The sequence below is a fragment of the Hydrogenophaga sp. genome (assembly GCF_030651625.1).
Lineage (GTDB): Bacteria > Pseudomonadota > Gammaproteobacteria > Burkholderiales > Burkholderiaceae_C > Hydrogenophaga.
Genome location: NZ_JAUSCF010000006.1, coordinates 98,777 through 116,360, shown reverse-complemented (window position 1 = coordinate 116,360; position 17,584 = coordinate 98,777). Strand labels below are relative to the sequence as shown.

Below are 17,584 nucleotides of genomic sequence, written 5' to 3'. Positions count from 1 at the left end.
TTGGCACGAGGGCACGGGGTCTGATGTCGGTCAACTTGCTTCCGCTCTCAGTAACGATGCCCCGTGAGAAACAGGGTCACGCGCATGAAGGCAAAGGCCAGGCGATCCAGCGCCCGCAGGTGTCGCGGCCTGCGCGCCAGTGCATGTGCGTCCAGGCGCTGCCCGGCATGCAACATGATCTGGTCCAGGCGCTCGTGCAGCTGGCGGGCGAACCGTCGGTCGCTGGTCATGACATTGGCTTCTCTGGCCAGCAGCAGCGACAACGGATCGAGGTTGGTGGAACCCACCGTGGCCCACCGCTGATCGACCACGGCGACTTTGGCGTGCAGCGAACTGGGCGCGTATTCGTGGATTTCAATGCCAGCCTCGAGCAGCACCTGGTACACCGGGCGCGCTGCGTGGTACTGCAGAAAGTTTTCGTACTTTCCCTGCAAGAGCAAACGCACCGTCACGCCCCGGCTGGCTGCCATGGTCAGTGCCTTGCGCAGCCGCCGGCCGGGGATGAAATAGGCATTGGCAATGACAATCTCACGCCGGGCCTCACCAATGGCCTTGAGGTACGCCCGCTCGATATCATGGCGATGCGTCACGTTGTCACGCAGCAGCAGCGTCGCCCTGGCGCCGTCCACCCCCAGGGGAACTGCCGACGACGGCCCGGTACCTTCCAGGTCGTCGCCACTCTCTGGGTGCTCCCCGCGGTCGGACACCCCTTCAAGCACCTGAAGCAACCGGGAAAAGTCCCCGATGGGGCTGGCCTCGCTCAGCGCATCCCAGGCCGCCTTGAACTCCCGCTGCCGTGCCTTGCGCACAGCCTGCAAGCGCCACCACAACTGCTCCATGGTTTCCACCATATCGCCGACCAAGGGGCCTGCCACACGCAGAGAAAAGTCGAGGCGGGGTTCATCCAGCCGGCCCAGCGCGACGTCGTCCTGATCATCGATGAGGTTGATGCCTCCACAAAAACCGATCACACCGTCGACCACACAAAGTTTGCGATGCAGACGTCTCCAGGTGCCGGGCACGAACAGTCCCATGCGGCTCATGGGCGCGTACACGCGCCAGCGCACGCCTGCGGCAGCAAAGCGCTTCGTCCACTCATCCGGTATGTGGGGCGTGCCCGCGCCATCGACCACCAGTCGCACATTGACGCCACGCCTGGCCGCACGCTCCATGGCCTGGGCCACGGTCAGGGCCGTCCCGGCAAACTCGAAAATATAGGTTTCCACATGGATCACCCTGCATGCCGCGTCCATGGCCTCCACCAACGCCGGGAACAGTTCAGCCCCACCCTGCAGCAGCAACAGCTGGTGACCGGCATTCGCAGCGGAACGCCTGCCTGTGGTGGAGTTCCCGGATACAGGGCTGCTGCTGACGGCGGTAACCATGGGTGCGCGGATTACAACGCCAACTCAGCGATCAGGGGCAGGTGGTCAGACATGCGCGCCCAGGCGCGCCCGTGCGGCACGTGAGCCGACACCAGGGTAAGGCCGCGCACATAGATGCGGTCCAGGTGCAGCAGCGGTAATCGCGACGGGTAAGTGGGCAGCCGGATGCCGTCAAACGTGTGCAGATCGAGCGCGCCCATGGGTTTGTGAAGTTGTGCGCCCCAGTCATTGAAGTCGCCTGCCACGATCAGCGGTGAACTGCTGGGCACTTCGGTGGCGATGAACTGACCCAGACGCTGTACCTGGCGCTCGCGGCTGGCGTGAATCAGGCCCAGGTGCACCACCACCACATGCACATCCACCCCATCGACAAACAGTTGCGCGTGCAACAGCCCGCGTTGCTCGAAGCGGTGGTCCGACACATCGGAATGCCGGCTGTCCAGCACCGGCCACCGCGACAACAGGGCATTGCCATGTTCACCGTGGCGGGTGATGGCGTTGGTGCGGTACACAGCCTCGTAGCCCTCTGGCGACAGATAGCCCGCCTGATCCAGTTCTGGCCAGCGGGTGAAGTGTTTTTCCAGCTTCCGGTTGTGCCTCCGAACCTCCTGCAGGCACACGATGTCCGCGTCGAACTGCTCAACCGCATGCGCCAGGTTGTGGATTTCCAGCCGGCGCCCCGGCCCCAGGCCCTGCACGCCTTTGTGGATGTTGTACGTAGCCACACGCAAAATGCTCATGGGCAGAATGATCTCATGAGCCGTGCCATTCGTTGGCCCATTTGGCGTTGCCCGCGAGCACGCGTCTGTGTTGGCAAACGCTCACATGGCTCTATGCAAAACGTGAGAGAAACAGTATGGCCTCCGCATTGGAAGGCGAAAAACAGCGGTCAGCCGCAGCCTGCCATGGCAACCAGATCTGCGCCCGATGCTCTCGCGCACTGAGGGTCACCAGCCTGCGTTCTGGCAAGCACAAGCCAAACACCCGTTCGGTGTTTCGGGTCGTGCCTGGCGCATACCTGTGCAGCCACTGGGGGTAGATGTCATAGACGTTTTGCAGGCCCCAGTCGGTCAGCACGTGGTCCGGCGCCTCGCAGTCCAAACCGGTTTCTTCCGCCACTTCCCGAGCGGCGGTCCGTTCAAAAGGCTCATCCTCGGTATCTTTGGAACCCGTGACCGACTGCCAGAAACCCGGTGCGTCTGCGCGCTCGATCAGCAAGACATCCCGCTGCGCCGTGTGAATCACGACCAGCACGGATTGCGGCACCTTGAAAACGGGGGATGGCATGGGCGAACGCGGAGGCACGCCTTTGGTCACGATCGTGTGATGGGTGTCAGAGAAAGCGCCTGAGCGACAAGCCAGTGGCATGCCAGCGCTGGTAAAGCTTCCACATGGACCAGGCGCGCCATCCCAGGGACCAGGCCTTTCGCGGTCGCCAGACCATCAGCGCCAACGCGCCGGCGGCCAGCGCTTCCGGGTGTGCACGGATCCACCAGTAGGCTTCTTGCAGCCTGTCTGCAGTGGAAAAAACAGGGCTCAGGACCACCGCCTGTTCAACCAGCTGCCTGCGCAGCAGCGTCGAACGGGCCAAAAGGATCTCGCGCCGGCGGGCAAGCGATGCTTTGGGCTGGGTCATGGCAAGGCAATCATGAACGAAGGCTCTCGCGGTCCCGCTTGAGCTCGTCAACGCTGGACGAGAAAAAGCGCGTTCCAGCCAGGGCACGGGCACGCGCCATCCAGGCACACACCCCACCCAGCGTCAGAAACAGCGTTGCAAAGACCGAAAGGGCCAACAGACGGTGGGTGTCCCACAGGGCCACCGTGATCAAGATAGCCAGGAAGCCGAGCCCCAGGCTGAGCAGGGTCACCGCCACAGCGCCGAAGACAAGTACCCCGCCAAGACGCCTCGCCTCTTCCTGCGCTTCCACGCCGAACAACTCCAGCCTGAGCTGCAACAGTTCCAGCACAGTCCCGGTCAGCGACCGGAAGGATCCGGACAAACGCAGTGGTGAATCAGCCATGTGTCGGCGTGCCCTTCAACCGGCGGTTCAACGCCGGCCGATCAGAAGTCCGATGACCATACCCGCGCCAGCAGCGGTCGCGATGGCAAGCCAGGGGTGCTCGTGCACATAGTCGTCGGTGGCACGGGCCACTTCACGGGTCTTGAGCTTGATGGTGTCCTCCACGTCGGCCAGCTTGTAGCGGGCGTTGCGCAGGTTCTCATTGATTTTTTCTCTCAGCTCAACCACCTTGCCTTCGGTCTGGTGGGCGGTTGCCTGCATCAGCTCCTCGGCATCAGCGATCACGCGCTGCAAGTCAGCGACCAGTTTTTCCTTGTCGGCGAGGGATTCGAGATTGGCTTTGCTCATGAGGATCTCCTTTACAAAAATCCATGTTACCAAACCCTGCCCGCGGCATGGTCATGAAAACCATTTCGCACACCAAAGTACTCTAAAGAAGTCGACCAATACAAAAAGGGTGCTGAAACAGCACCCTTTTGAATGGCAATACTGGAATCAGGCGTCTCAGACCGACTTCGCAAGCTCGACGTTGCGCAAGCGGATATGCAGTTCACGCAACTGCTTCTCGTCAACCAGGCTCGGTGCCTGGGTCAGCAAGCACTGGGCACGCTGCGTCTTGGGGAAGGCAATCACGTCGCGAATCGACTCGGCACCGGTCATCAGCGTCACAACACGGTCGAGGCCAAAGGCAAGACCGCCGTGCGGTGGGGCACCGTACTGCAGCGCATCAAGCAGGAAGCCGAACTTGAGCTGGGCTTCTTCGGGCGTGATCTTCAGGGCGTCGAACACCTTTTGCTGCACCGCCGCGGTGTGGATACGGACCGAACCACCGCCGATTTCCCAGCCGTTGAGCACCATGTCGTAGCCCTTGGCAATGCACTTCTCCGGCGCGGCGACCATCCAGTCCTCGTGACCGTCCTTCGGGGCCGTGAAAGGGTGGTGCACCGCCGTCCAGCGGTCTTCTTCTTCGTCGTGCTCGAACATGGGGAAGTCGACCACCCACATGGGAGCCCAGCGGTCTTCAAACAGGCCGTTCTTCTTGCCCAGTTCGCTGTGACCGATCTTCAGCCGCAGTGCGCCGATCGCATCGTTCACCACTTTGGCCTTGTCGGCGCCAAAGAAGATGATGTCGCCGTCTTGTGCACCTGTTCGCTTCAGGATCTCTGCCACGGCCGCGTCGTGCAGGTTCTTCACGATCGGGCTCTGCAGACCGTCGCGGCCCTTGGCCACCTCATTGACCTTGATCCAGGCCAGGCCCTTGGCACCATAGATCTTGACGAAGTCGGTGTAGGCGTCGATTTCGCTGCGGCTGATCTCGGCACCGCCGCGCACGCACAGGGCGGCCACGCGGCCATTTTTCATGGTGGCGGGTGCGCTGAAGACCTTGAAGTCCACATCGGCCATCACGTCGGTGAGCTCGGTGAACTCGAGCTTGACGCGAAGGTCGGGCTTGTCGGAGCCGAAGCGGTGCATGGCCTCGGCGTAGGCCATGACCGGGAAATCGCCCAGATCCACACCCAGGGTGTTCTGGAACACGGTCTTGATCATGCCCTGGAACATGTCGCGAATGTCTTCCTCGGTCAGGAACGAGGTCTCGATGTCGATCTGCGTGAACTCGGGCTGCCGGTCAGCACGCAGGTCTTCGTCGCGAAAGCATTTGGTGATCTGGTAATAGCGGTCGAAACCCGCCACCATCAACAGCTGCTTGAACAACTGGGGTGACTGCGGCAGCGCGAAAAAATGGCCGTCGTGCACACGGCTGGGCACCAGATAGTCGCGCGCGCCTTCGGGCGTGCTCTTGGTAAGCATCGGTGTTTCGATGTCGATGAATCCGTTGGCATCCAGAAACTTGCGCACTTCCATCGCCACGCGGTAGCGCAGCATGAGGTTGTTCTGCATGTAAGGGCGGCGCAGGTCGAGCACGCGGTGCGTCAGGCGTGTGGTCTCGCTCAGGTTGTCGTCGTCCAGCTGGAACGGCGGCGTGATCGAAGCGTTGAGCACCTTCAGCTCGTGGCAGAGCACCTCGATCTTGCCGCTCTTGAGGTTGTCGTTGGTGGTGCCATCCGGGCGCGCACGCACCAGGCCGGTGACCTGAACACAAAACTCATTGCGCACGTTCTCCGCGGTCTTGAACATCTCGGCGCGATCGGGATCGCACACCACTTGCACGTAGCCTTCGCGGTCGCGCAGATCGATGAAGATGACGCCACCGTGATCGCGGCGGCGGTTGACCCAACCGCACAACTGAACGGTTTCACCCATCTGGGCTTCGGTCACCAGACCGCAATAGTGGGAGCGCATGGCCATTTCAGGTTTTCTTTCAACAGATAAGCAGGCACGCCCGCAGGGAAAATTCAGGATGCAGAAGGCGGTAACGCAGCCACCTTCAAATGGACGTTTCGGGGACCACCCGGCACGATCACGCCCATGGACACGATGTAGGTCAAGGCCTCGTCCACCGTCATCTGCAGCTCGACACAATCGCTCTTGCGGACCAGGACAAAGTACCCACCCGTCGGGTTGGGTGTGGTGGGCACGAAGACGCTACAGAAGACATCGGGGTCATCGACCGGCTGATTTCCGGGTTGTGCACGCAGTTTGGCGAGCACATCACCTGTCGGTGCGCCGGTCAGGAAAGCGATGGTCCACATGCCCTCATGCGGCCATTGAATCAGCAGCGCCTTGCGAAATGCGTTGCCTTTCTCGGAGAAAAGGGTGTCTGACACCTGCTTGACGCCAGAGTAGATGGAGCGAACGACCGGAATGCGATGCAACAAGGCGTGCCACCAGTGCACGAGCTTGTAGCCAATGATGTTGGACGCCATGGCGCCAATGGAGAGCACCACCGCCAGCGCAAACAGCACACCCAGGCCGGGGATGTGCATGCCCAGCACATGGTCGGGATGCCAGCTGACCGGCAGGATTCGCAAAGTCTGGTCCAGCGTGCTGACGACCCAGTCCAGCACCCACAAGGTGATGATCAGGGGCACCAGAACCAGCAGGCCCGAGAGCAACCATTTGCGCAAGGAAGGCATGTTCGGGGTCAGGTGGGCGACGAGCCGGACGATGGACTGGCGGGCGCTTTGGTTACAGCGGCAGGGGCTGCAGCAGTGGCGGCCGACGCAGGGGAAGCCACAGGCGCTGTGGTCGATTCACCGACGCCTTTGGCAGCGGGTTCGGCAGCGGCTGCGGCAGGGGCCGCTCCTTCGGCAGCAGGAGGGGCTGGGGCCTTGCTTCCTTCACGGAAATCGGTGACGTACCAGCCCGAGCCTTTGAGTTGAAATCCCGCTGCCGTCAACTGCTTGCGAAAACCCGGCTCACCGCAAGCGGGGCAGACGGTCAGTGGGTCGTCAGACAATTTCTGCAGAACATCCTTGGCATGACCGCAGGACTCGCACTTGTACGCATAGATGGGCATGGCTGAAACCTGGTGAAAAGCAGTAGGACCTGAATGGGCGCAGGCGGCAGAATCAGACCGGCTGGGTCAATCTGCTCGAGGCGCCAACCACCGGCTGGCGGAAATCGGAACAAAACCGGGCATTATAAATTGCCGCCTTGCTCCGTGGGGTACTTGTTCATCTGACCATCGCACGTGAAGACAGTCTCTCTGCACATCACCAGATTCGAACCCGCAGCAGCACCTGCATGAGAATCAGGCCCAGCAGGAAGCCCAAACCACCCCAGATGATGGCCTGCAGCAGGCGATTGGTGCGGCGCTGCTCATGCAGCAGGGCGTCAAGCTCCCGGCGCATTTCGTGGGGTTTGTGTTGCAGATAGTCGTGCAGCAGGCGAGGCAGGGTTGGCAGCAGTTTGGCGTACTGCGGTGCCTCTTCCTTGAGTTGCTGCAGCAGCTTCTGAGGCCCGAGTTGCTCCAGCATCCACTTTTCAAGAAAAGGCTTGGCCGTGTTCCACAGGTCCAGTTCGGGGTCGAGGTCGCGCCCCAGGCCCTCGATGTTGAGCAGCGTCTTCTGCAACAGCACCAGTTGGGGCTGAATTTCCACATGGAAGCGGCGCGAGGTCTGGAACAGCCGCATCAACACCATGCCGAGTGAAATCTCTTTCAGCGGGCGGTCGAAGTACGGTTCACAGACCGCCCGGATGGCCGACTCCAGTTCGTCGATGCGTGTGTTGGCCGGCACCCAACCCGACTCCACATGCAATTCGGCCACGCGCTTGTAGTCGCGGCGAAAGAATGCGGTGAAGTTCTGTGCCAGATACTCCTTGTCAAATTCGGTGAGGGTGCCGACGATACCGAAGTCGAGCGAGATGTAGCGGCCAAAAGTGGACGGATCCACACTGACCTGGATGTTGCCCGGATGCATGTCGGCGTGGAAAAAGCCGTCCCGGAACACCTGGGTGAAAAAGATGGTGACGCCGTCTCGCGCCAGCTTCGGAATATCCACACCCAGGCGGCGGAGCTCGTCCACTCGGTTGATGGGCAGTCCGTGCATGCGCTCCATCACCATCACTTCCGTGTGACAGTAGTCCCACAGCATTTCAGGGATGAGAACCAGTTCGAGCCCCTGCATATTGCGGCGCAGCTGGGCCGCATTGGAGGCTTCGCGAACCAGATCGAGCTCGTCATGCAGGTACTTGTCGAACTCGCCCACCACCTCTCGCGGTTTCAGGCGTTTGCCGTCAGAGGACAGCTTTTCGACCCAGCCCGCCATCATGCGCATGAGGCTGAGATCCTTCTCGATCACCGGCAGCATGTTCGGCCGCAGCACCTTCACTGCCACCTCGCGTCCGCCGTGGCGTCCGCTGCGCAAGGTGGCAAAGTGCACCTGCGCGATGGACGCACTGGCCACCGGCACCTGTTCAAAATGGCTGAAAACCGCGTCCAGCGGTTTGCCGAATGCGCGCTCAATGGTGGCGACCGCCACCGCGCTGGGAAATGGGGGAACCCGGTCCTGCAAACGGGCCAGCTCGTCGGCTATGTCCGCTGGCAGCAGGTCGCGGCGCGTGGACAACACTTGCCCGAACTTGACAAAAATCGGCCCCAGACGCTCCAGCGCCAGCCGCAATCGCTCACCGCGCGGGCTTCGGAGGTCTCGGCCAATCGAAACGATCCGGGTCAGCAGGCGCAGACCTGGCCGCTGGAAGCTGGAGAGCACCAGCTCGTCCAGGCCATACCGCAACACCACCCAGACGATGAAAAAGCCGCGAAAAAGCCGCGTCATGCTGCCGTTCCGCCTTCACCCCCGGATGCAGGTCCGGCGGGAGCGGAGGCCGGCGGCGCCGAAGGTGCTGACGAAGCAGGCGAGAAGGGGGAACGCGCAGCGAATCCTTCGGGCAGGCGGGCCAGAAAGGACTGCAGCGCCTGCGCTGCAGCGCGTGCGAACTTACCCAGCGTGTGGGCGGTTGCATCCCCTACAAAGCGTGAAAGATCCTCTTCCACATCCCAGCGCACGTTGTCCACCAACCACGCCACTTCGGCCGCCAGCTGTACGTCACCCTGGATGTCAACACCAGGCTTCTGCCCGGTCAACACGCTCTGGGCCAACGACAAAGGCGAGGTCTGGGTGAGTGTCATGCTCAACTCGGGCTTCGCGTCGGGTGAAGTGCGTTCAAGCAGGCCTGCGGCAGTGGGCGCCAGCGTGAGATGAAAGTCGCCCCACTGGACACGTACCGGCTTGCCCTTCTGGCGCCTCAAGCGATCCTGGGCCGCCTTCTCCTGCATCAAGACATGGTTGAGAAACAGCACCACCCGGTTCTGCAGCTCGTCGACGACCCATTCAGGTGGACGCAGACCTTGCAACATGCTTTGCAGCAGTCCGGGGCCGCCGGTGGCGTCAGAGGAAGAAGTGGAGTCGGGGGGCGAGTTTTTCATGGCCCCCCGATTTTGACGGATAAAGCGCAGTCCGCGCGTCAGGCGCTGCGGTGCCCCCGCCAGCGGCGCCACAGCGGCGGCAGGATCAGCGACGTCACGGCAACGGTCAGCAACCCGGCCGAGATGGGCTTGTCCAAGAAGACCATCCAGTCGCCACCGGAGATCTGCAGCGCGCGCCGCATGTTCTCCTCCATGATGTCCCCCAGAATCAGGGCCAGGATCATGGGAGCGACCGGAAAGCCGTTGAGGCGCATCAGCAGGCCCACCAGGCCGAACCCCAGCAGCAGCCACAGGTCGAAGGCGCTGAACTTGAGGCCATACACACCGATCATGCAGAACAGCAGGATCAACGCCAGCAACATGGGGCGGGGCACTTCCAGGATGCGGGCAATGTAGGGAATCAACGGAAGGTTCAGCACCAGCAGGAACAGGTTGCCGATGTACATGCTGGCGATCACACCCCAGAACACGTCGGGTCGCTCGGTGAGCATCATCGGCCCGGGCGTCACACCCATGACCAGCAAGGCGCCCAGCAGCACGGCGGTGGAGCCGGAGCCAGGCACCCCCAGCGTGAGCAACGGAACAAATGAACCGCTGCAGGCGGCGTTGTTGGCCGCTTCGGGGGCTGCCACGCCCTTGATGTTGCCCTGACCAAATGTGTGACCGTCCTTGGCGATGCGTTTCTCCGTGATGTACGCCAGAAACGAGGCCACTGTGGCACCGGCCCCGGGCAGCACACCCACGAAAAAGCCCTGGATCGAACTGCGCGTCACTGGCCCGGCAATCTCGCGGATCTCCTGACGTGACAGCCTGAGGGACCCCAGCGCCTGCTTCACATAGCCCTTTTCGTCCTTGCCCCTGAGCAGCATCACGAAGACCTCCGCCAGTGCAAACACGCCGAGGGCCACCACCAGAAAGTCCACTCCCTGCAACAGGTGCAGAGAATCGAAGGTGTAGCGCTGGGTGCCGGTCTGGCGGTCGATGCCGACGATAGAGACCATGATGCCGAACACCGCTGCCATGAGGCCCTTGACCAGCGACTTGTCGGACAGACTGACCACCGCTGTGAGCCCCAGTGCCATCAGGGCAAAGTACTCGGGTGGCCCGAAGCTCACTGCCACCTTGGCCAGCATGGGGGCCACCAGCATCAGGGCGATCACACTGATCGTGCCGCCCGCGAACGACGCCCAGGCAGCCAGTGCCAGCGCCTTGCCGGCCTTGCCTTGTTTGGCCAGCGGAAAACCGTCGAACGATGTCGCCACAGTTCCGGCCACACCGGGTGCATTGAGCAGGATCGACGAGGTGGAACCGCCAAAGATAGCGCCGTAATAGACCCCCGACATCAGGATCAGGGCAGAGGTCGGGTTCATCGAAAAGGTGATGGGAATCATCAGCGCCAGTGCACTGATGGGCCCCAGGCCGGGCACCATGCCGATGATGGTGCCAGCGAACACGCCAATGAAGACGTAGAACAGGTTGCCCGGCTGCAGGGCCACACTGAAGCCGAAAAGAATGCTGTCGATGACTTCCATGGTGTTCTCAGAAAGGCAGCACCCCGGCTGGCAGATGGATGTTCATCAAGCGCGTCATGATCAGGTACAGGCCCAGCGGGACGGTCAGCGCCACCACCGCGTTGATGGTGTGGCGGCGGTACCCGTAGAACCAGGTCAGGGCAGCGGTCAGCAGAAAGGAAGCCAGAACGAAGCCCAGCCAGGCCAGCAAGCCGGCATAGAGCGCAACCGCCAAGGCGGTGACCACCACCGGTTGCCACCGCGGCCAGGCGCTCCGGGGGTCCTCTTCGTCACCTGAGGCGACCGGCGCTGATCCTTCTTTTTCAAAGTACAGCCAGATCGACAGGCCCAGCATGACCGCACCCAGCAACTTGGGAAACGCGTCGGAGTCCACCGGACGGGGAATGGGAAACACCGGTATCTGAAAAGCGCCATACAAGTAGGCCAGCGACAGAATGCCGGTGACCAGCGCAAGCAAACGATTGGCCGTCATGGAATACGCTCCAGCATGGGGACGGAAAGCAGCGGCGACCCGGCCGGGTGCCACTGCTCAGGCAACGGCGTTCAGTGGTCAGCGGCGAGCCAGACCCAGGTCGGCCAACACCGTGCTGAACTGTTTGTGCTGGTCTTCCAGGAAGGCGCCGAACTCGGCGCTGGTCTGATACGCGTCGATCCAGCCGAGTTGGTCACGTGCCTTTTCCCAGGCGGTCGTCTTGAGCATGCGGGCGTACATGTCCTGGTAGTAGGCGACAGCCTCGGCCGGCATGCCCGGCGCCCCCATGATGCCGCGCCAGATGTCGAAGGTGAAATCGATGCCCTGCTCCTGGAAAGTGGGTACATCAGGCAATGACGCCACCCGCTTGGGCCCGGATACGGCCAGCGCACGCACCTGACCGCCCTTGAGCTGGGACTGCGCCTCACCCGCACCGGTGATCACCGCTTGTACATGCCCGCCCAGCAAGTTGGTCATGGCTTCGCCACCGCCGGAAAAAGCAATGTAGTTCAGACTCGCAGGATTGAGTCCCGCAGCCGAGGCAGCACCCGCAATCGAGATGTGGTCCATCGAACCCGGGGCGGACCCACCACCCACGCTGAGATTGGGCCGCGCCTTGACGGCATCGAACAGATCCCTGGCGCTCTTGTATGGAGCGTCGGACTTGACCAGCAGGATCGAATAATCCGTGATCAGTCGTGCGATCGGTGTGAAGTCCTTGTGGCCGAATCGCGATGTGCCAGACAGCGGTACCAGGATCAGTGGCGGGCTGGCGGCGAAAAGCACATGCGGGTTGCCCCTCTTGGCCGCAATCTGCGCCCAGGCCACTGCTCCGCCGCCTCCGGGGGTGTTGATGGGAGCAAAGTTGACTGTGGCCAGCTTTTCTTCCTGGATCACGCGTGAAGTGGTGCGGATCAAGGTGTCCCAGCCACCGCCCGGGTTGGCGGGCGCGATGTATTCCACCGCCTGGCGCGGCTGCCAGGCCTGTGCCCAGGCCATGCTCAGAGGGCTCAGCGCCAAACCGGTGGCACCCAGCAACTTCAGGGTTTCGCGGCGGTCAAACTGGTTTGAAACAGGCATGGTGTTGTCTCCTTGATGGTTCGGCCGGCTGTCGATCGGCCGTGATTGCAAGCCCCGGCAAGTGGGGAATGCCGGGCAGGTGACGGGATGCTAGGGACGGACCTTGGGCGTCACATCAGGGTTTCCCAGAGATTCGGAGTTAAGGTCAAATTGGGTGTTTTGGCCGTTGTGTTCACGGCCTGCCTGTCCAACACGGGTGGCGAAAAGTCAACCGCAGGTCAGACTTCAGAACGCAGTTGGTACAGGCGCTGTGGCCTGCCCACCTCGCCATAGGCAGCGGCCACCCCCACCTGACCAGTGCCGACCAGATACTCCAGGTAACGCCTGGCAGTCGACCGGCTGGTGCCCGTGCGTTCGGCCAGCTCACTCGCCGTCAACGGGCCGGTGGCCAGGGACAAAGCCTGCAGGATGGTGTCCAGAGAAAGCGAGTCCACACCCTTGGGCAGCGTACGCGAACGATCTTCCGGTACCGCAGCCGCCAGGGCCAGGTCCAGCTGCTTCTGGTCGACCTCGCGCTGACGCCCCAGGGCGCGCCGTTGCAGGAACCGCTCGAGCATGGCCTGCATGCGCGAGGCCTGAACAGGCTTGATCAGGAAATCGAACAGGCCAGCCCTCAAAGCCTCTTCCACCGTGTCAACCTCTTTTGCGGCGGTGACCATCACAATGTCCAGTTGGCGGTACAGGCGGCGGACTTCCCACAGCAACGACAGCCCCTCGACATCTGGCAGGTATACGTCCAGCAAAGCAAGGTCCACATCGTGACCATGAACCTGCAACCACGAAAGGGCTTCGGTACCACTGCGGCAGCTCCCGACCACCTGGAATCTCGCATGCTGTTCAACCATGGCCGTGTTGATCTGTGCAATCCGGAAGTCGTCTTCCACCACCAGCACACGGTACGGTCTGAGCTCATTCGACATCGCTTCCACCTTCTTTTTCGGTGACCAGCGACTTGGCCACCACAGCGACAAAGCAGGCACCTCCCTGTTCGCCCCGCTCCAGCGTGACGTCACCGCCCAAGTCCCTGCACAGCTGCCTCACCAGCGCCAGCCCAATGCCTCGACCAACTCCTTTGCTTGATGCACCGCGCTCGAACACCTGTTCTGCCCGGGTTTCATCGACACCGCAGCCGTTGTCATCGACTTCGATGACGACCGAATCCCCCACGTCGGTGAAAAACAGCACGACCACAGGCGAACGGTCGGGCGGACGAGGTGCCTCGCTGGCGTTTTCCAGCAGGTTACCGATGATGCACAGCAAGGCTTCGCGTCCCGAAGCAGACAGCACGCTGTGCAGGCTGCTGCCTTCGTCCACCTCGATTTTCACGCCTCGGCCCTCGGCGCGCATGAGCTTGCCCGCAAGAAGGCCACACAGGGCCGCATCGTGCACCCGGTTCTGCAGCAAAGTCAGGCGAGCTTGCTCCAGCCGGCTTTCGTCTCCGATCAGTGCGATGGCCTCTTGCACCTTGCCCAGTTGAAGCAAGCCCGCCAGCATGTGCAACTTGTTGGAGAACTCGTGTGCCTGCGCCCGCAACCCGTCGGCCAGCAGCCGAACCTCGGCCAGGCTGCGTGAGAGTTCCAGTATTTCCATGCGACTGCGAAACGTGGCCACGGCGCCCTCGATCCGTCCCTCAACCACGATGGGTACCCGGTTGACCACCACAAGCTGTTCACCCACCCAGGTTTCCTTGTCGTACTGGGCCTCTCCGGTTCGCAACACCTCATGGAGGCGCGAGCGCGGCAAGGCTTGCAGAATGTCCTGCCCCGCCGGGTCCTGATCGACGCCGCCCGACAGGAAGCGGCGAGCGCCAGCATTCGCAAGTGTGATGCGTCCCTGGGCATTGACTGCCACCAGGCCTTCATGCATCGACTGGAGAATGGTGTCCTTCTCCTGCAGGCGCCGCGCAATCTCGTGCGGCTCCAGACCGAGGATGGCGCGCTTGAAGCGGATGGCAATAAAGAACGCCCCCAGCAAACCCAGACCAGCGATGCCCGCCATGAGCAGGAGATGTGATCGCATATCGCTCGAGATGCGATCGCCGATCTCACTGGCCAGAAAACCGACAGACACCACACCGATGATCGCTCCGTCTGCATCCCTTACCGGCACCTTGCCCCGAATGGAAGGGCCCAGCGATCCGGTGGCACGGGAAACATACTCAGCCCCCTCCAGCAGCGCAGGCTCGTTGTCCTCTCCCACCATCCGACCCCCCAGCCGATCGGGCAAGGGGTGGGAATAGCGGATGCTGTCCCGATTGCCCACCACGACGAAACTGGCCCCGGTCTGCTTGCGCACATGGTCTGCCAAGGGTTGAATGATCGTCGCTGGATCGGGCAGCGCAAATGCTTCGATCAGCAAGCCATTGGCGGCCAGCGTGCGCGCCACGCTGAGGGCACGTTTCCCGATCTGATTCTCCATCAGGGCCGCGTAGCGCTGGTTCAGATAAAGCCCCTGAATGCCCAGCATCAGGACCACCAGAGAGCCGACCAGAAGGATCATCTGGGCCCGGAAGCCCAGATAAAACCAGTTTGGTCGTTTGCGCCCGCGTGTGGTGTCTCGTGAACTGCCTGTCGCTTGGTTCATGGTGTCGATCCATGCCGGAAAAGCGCACCGAATGCGATGCCGTGCGCCTCTTGCAGCTTGAAGGGTACACCCACATCTCAGAGGATCGAGCCAGCCCTGTGGCTGTCGCAGCCGTGAATGCGCCACCGCGCAAACGGCAACACGACGGCAACACTGCAAGTGTCCCCGTGGTTGCGCGCGCTTCGCGGCTTGGAATCCAAGCAACAAAAGACCTCAGCAACGGCCGGTTTCACGAAGATCGGCAGAGCCGCTGACCGCGCGTGGCTGGGAATCGCTCGTCGATAGGGACTTGTTCGGCGCTGCCCATGCGACTCTGTTGAGCCGCAACCCACCCACGAGGGCTGACTCAGACTGGCGATGCCACCGGCCGGGGCATGCCTGAGGTACGCACTTTCACTCGTGTCGTGCTTGAACGGTCATGCGCCAGCGCAGTGCTGCCGCCACTGCCGCTCTATTGCAGTGACTGCACCCCTGCCACCAGCCAGCCACCTGACCCGGCCTTGGGACGGGTAATGTTCCAGACTTCCCGGAATGGGTTCGGACCAGCCGATTCATCCTCCCGGATCAGGCCGGAGAACTCCACACTGGCCATGTACTCGGACTCCAGCTCTTCGATGCCCAGCAACTGGGCCTCCAGAACCACCACCTCGGTCTTGTTCGCTGCGCCGCCGCCGGCTTGCTCCCGATCAGCAAGCTGTTGCTTGATCTGTTCGAGCATGTCGTCGGTCATCATGGCGCGCAGGCTGACCATATCGGAGCGGTCCCACGCGTCCTGAAGCCGGATGAAGTTGCCTTTTGAAGCCTTCAGGAAACCTTCCTGGTCGAAGTCCTGGGGCACACCCCATGACTGGGAACCCGAAAGAGCCGACCCGATCATGGAACCACCAAGTGCCCCGGGACCACTGTCAGACACCGCGCTACCACGCTCCCATGGACGGGCCGACGAATCGTTGCCGACATTCTGAGGACTGTAACTGCGGGGCGTGAGGGCGTCACCGGCACCACCGGCCTGCATCGAGGATGCGCCCTGGTAAGCCAAGCCTCCATTGCGACTGGCAGGTTGACGGCTGCGCATGACCATGCCAATGACGACCATCACCACCACGGCGATCAGGGCAAACAGCAGGAACTGCGCAAAAGCTTCCCCGAATCCCAGTGCGGAAGCCAGCCAGGCAAGACCGAGACCCGCAGCCAGACCGCCCATCATGGCGCCCCAGGGCCGCTTGGGCGCTGCGGCGGTCGGCGCTGCCGAAGCCGGACGGGCAGCTGCATTTTGAGCAGGTGCCTGTTGCGGAGTGGCCTGTTGCTGCGCAGGGGGAGCCGCGTTGCGCTGCGTCACATTGCCCGATTGCTTGCCGAAGGAGAAACCGCCACCCAGGCGCTTTGCAAAAGCATCCTGTGTACCGACCACCAGTGCACAGACCAACACCACCGACCACAACTTGTTCATTGTCATTTGTCCCCGTAAGAAATTTTTCACATCACACCTTCTTTTCGGCAAGGTTTATCAACACTTGATTCCCACATGCAAAGCGACCACCCCAGCTGTCAGGTTGTGTACATCCACGTGCCCGAAGCCTGCCTGCTTGATCATCTGCCTCAATGCCTCCTGACCCGGATGCATGCGTATGGATTCGGCCAGGTACCTGTAGCTCTCCTCGTCCTTCGCGACCCACTTGCCCAGCTTGGGCAGGATGTTGAAGGAATACCAGTCATAGGCCTTTTCCAGCGGCTGCGCCACCTTCGAGAACTCCAGCACCAGCAGCTTCCCACCCGGTTTGAGCGTCCGATACATTTCGGCCAATGCAAGTTCCTTTCTGGTCATGTTGCGCAGACCAAAGGCCACGGACACGAAATCGAAAGAATCGCTGGGGAAGGGCAACTGCTCCGCGTCACAAACCAGCGTGGGCAACACCACACCCAGGTCGATCAGGCGATCACGCCCTTCGCGCAGCATGCTTTCGTTGATGTCGGTGTGCACCACCCTGCCTTGGGACCCCACCTTCTTCGCAAAGGCCAGAGACAGGTCACCCGTGCCTCCCGCGATGTCGAGCACCTGATCGCCAGGCTGGGGGTGGGCCACCGTCAGGGTGTATCGCTTCCAGAAGCGATGTAGCCCACCGGACATGAGGTCGTTCATGACGTCGTATTTGGGCGCAACCGAGTCAAACACGCTGCGCACCCGCTGCGCCTTCTCGCGTTCGTCGACCGTCTTGAAACCGAAGTGAGTGCTAGCCATAAACAATATTAAAGGCTTAGTGACTGCCGCAACCCTGCCCCGACTTCTCTGGCATGGACGAATCGCGATCCACACCCGCAGCCTGCAGCCTCGCGTTGTAATCAGCCCACAATTCGTCTTGCTTCGATCCAAGGAAATACAGGTAGTCCCACGAAAAAATCCCGGAGTCGTGACCGTCGCTGAACGTGGGCTGCACCGCGTAGTTGCCCACGGGCTCCAAACCCGAGATGCCCACTTCCCTCTTGCCTGTCTGCAGCACCTCCTGCCCAGGGCCATGCCCTTGCACTTCTGCCGACGGCGAGTACACACGCATCAACTCAAACGGAATGCGGAAGGTCTGACCATCAGAAAAACCCACTTCCAGCACGCGCGAGGCGCCGTGCAAGGTGATGTCCTGCGGTGTCGGGGTGTTCTTGTCCAGTCCAGCCATTTCAGTGCTCCA

Annotated in this window: 19 protein-coding genes; all 19 read right to left on the bottom strand. The window is 61.9% G+C overall.

The features are described from left to right. Positions 1 to 47: 47 nt before the first annotated feature. A complete protein-coding gene (gene clsB, locus Q7V46_RS02085) occupies positions 48 to 1,385 on the bottom strand; it encodes a cardiolipin synthase ClsB (protein ID WP_304911840.1) in 1,338 nt (445 codons plus the stop codon). Positions 1,386 to 1,396: 11 nt separating this feature from the next. Continuing rightward, positions 1,397 to 2,125 carry an endonuclease/exonuclease/phosphatase family protein gene (locus tag Q7V46_RS02080; protein WP_304911839.1) on the bottom strand — a complete coding sequence of 243 codons (729 nt, stop codon included), beginning with the start codon at positions 2,123 to 2,125 and terminating at the stop codon, positions 1,397 to 1,399. A 91-nt stretch (positions 2,126 to 2,216) separates the two neighbouring features. Next, complete coding sequence (gene nudB / locus Q7V46_RS02075) at positions 2,217 to 2,672, bottom strand: dihydroneopterin triphosphate diphosphatase (RefSeq protein WP_304911838.1); 456 nt, start codon at positions 2,670 to 2,672, stop codon at positions 2,217 to 2,219. Between the two features lie 46 nt (positions 2,673 to 2,718). Beyond that, positions 2,719 to 3,021, bottom strand: coding sequence for a YqjK family protein (locus Q7V46_RS02070; RefSeq protein ID WP_304911837.1), 303 nt, complete (start codon positions 3,019 to 3,021; stop codon positions 2,719 to 2,721). Between the two features lie 10 nt (positions 3,022 to 3,031). Further along, positions 3,032 to 3,406, bottom strand: coding sequence for a phage holin family protein (locus Q7V46_RS02065; RefSeq protein WP_304911836.1), 375 nt, complete (start codon positions 3,404 to 3,406; stop codon positions 3,032 to 3,034). A gap of 27 nt (positions 3,407 to 3,433) precedes the next feature. Next, positions 3,434 to 3,754 (bottom strand): YqjD family protein, encoded by a 321-nt coding sequence (locus Q7V46_RS02060; protein WP_304911835.1) that lies wholly within the window; start codon positions 3,752 to 3,754, stop codon positions 3,434 to 3,436. 156 nt (positions 3,755 to 3,910) lie between these two features. Next, positions 3,911 to 5,713, bottom strand: a complete 1,803-nt coding sequence (gene aspS, locus Q7V46_RS02055) for an aspartate--tRNA ligase (protein ID WP_304911834.1) — start codon at positions 5,711 to 5,713, stop codon at positions 3,911 to 3,913. 47 nt (positions 5,714 to 5,760) lie between these two features. Continuing rightward, positions 5,761 to 6,441, bottom strand: a complete 681-nt coding sequence (locus Q7V46_RS02050) for a DUF502 domain-containing protein (protein WP_304911833.1) — start codon at positions 6,439 to 6,441, stop codon at positions 5,761 to 5,763. A gap of 8 nt (positions 6,442 to 6,449) precedes the next feature. After that, positions 6,450 to 6,824: an FmdB family zinc ribbon protein gene (locus Q7V46_RS02045; RefSeq protein ID WP_304911832.1), complete on the bottom strand. Its 375-nt coding sequence runs from the start codon at positions 6,822 to 6,824 to the stop codon at positions 6,450 to 6,452. Between the two features lie 196 nt (positions 6,825 to 7,020). Then, positions 7,021 to 8,586: a ubiquinone biosynthesis regulatory protein kinase UbiB gene (gene ubiB, locus Q7V46_RS02040; protein WP_304911831.1), complete on the bottom strand. Its 1,566-nt coding sequence runs from the start codon at positions 8,584 to 8,586 to the stop codon at positions 7,021 to 7,023. Beyond that, positions 8,583 to 9,236, bottom strand: a complete 654-nt coding sequence (locus tag Q7V46_RS02035; RefSeq protein ID WP_304911830.1) for an SCP2 domain-containing protein — start codon at positions 9,234 to 9,236, stop codon at positions 8,583 to 8,585. Before Q7V46_RS02035 ends, ubiB begins: the two co-directional genes overlap by 4 nt. A gap of 38 nt (positions 9,237 to 9,274) precedes the next feature. After that, positions 9,275 to 10,768, bottom strand: a complete 1,494-nt coding sequence (locus Q7V46_RS02030) for a tripartite tricarboxylate transporter permease (RefSeq protein ID WP_304911829.1) — start codon at positions 10,766 to 10,768, stop codon at positions 9,275 to 9,277. Between the two features lie 7 nt (positions 10,769 to 10,775). After that, on the bottom strand, positions 10,776 to 11,240 hold the full coding sequence (locus Q7V46_RS02025; protein ID WP_304911828.1) for a tripartite tricarboxylate transporter TctB family protein: 465 nt from the start codon (positions 11,238 to 11,240) through the stop codon (positions 10,776 to 10,778). A gap of 78 nt (positions 11,241 to 11,318) precedes the next feature. Next, positions 11,319 to 12,320 carry a tripartite tricarboxylate transporter substrate binding protein gene (locus Q7V46_RS02020; protein WP_304911827.1) on the bottom strand — a complete coding sequence of 334 codons (1,002 nt, stop codon included), beginning with the start codon at positions 12,318 to 12,320 and terminating at the stop codon, positions 11,319 to 11,321. Positions 12,321 to 12,538: 218 nt separating this feature from the next. Then, on the bottom strand, positions 12,539 to 13,240 hold the full coding sequence (locus tag Q7V46_RS02015; RefSeq protein ID WP_304911826.1) for a response regulator: 702 nt from the start codon (positions 13,238 to 13,240) through the stop codon (positions 12,539 to 12,541). Next, a complete protein-coding gene (locus tag Q7V46_RS02010; RefSeq protein ID WP_304911825.1) occupies positions 13,230 to 14,903 on the bottom strand; it encodes a sensor histidine kinase in 1,674 nt (557 codons plus the stop codon). The genes Q7V46_RS02015 and Q7V46_RS02010 overlap by 11 nt, the downstream gene beginning before the upstream one ends. 451 nt (positions 14,904 to 15,354) lie before the next feature. Then, complete coding sequence (locus Q7V46_RS02005; RefSeq protein WP_304911824.1) at positions 15,355 to 16,353, bottom strand: Tim44 domain-containing protein; 999 nt, start codon at positions 16,351 to 16,353, stop codon at positions 15,355 to 15,357. A 57-nt stretch (positions 16,354 to 16,410) separates the two neighbouring features. Next, complete coding sequence (ubiE, locus tag Q7V46_RS02000) at positions 16,411 to 17,142, bottom strand: bifunctional demethylmenaquinone methyltransferase/2-methoxy-6-polyprenyl-1,4-benzoquinol methylase UbiE (protein ID WP_304911823.1); 732 nt, start codon at positions 17,140 to 17,142, stop codon at positions 16,411 to 16,413. Positions 17,143 to 17,158: 16 nt separating this feature from the next. Then, positions 17,159 to 17,572, bottom strand: coding sequence for a DUF971 domain-containing protein (locus tag Q7V46_RS01995; protein WP_304911822.1), 414 nt, complete (start codon positions 17,570 to 17,572; stop codon positions 17,159 to 17,161). Positions 17,573 to 17,584 lie beyond the last annotated feature (12 nt).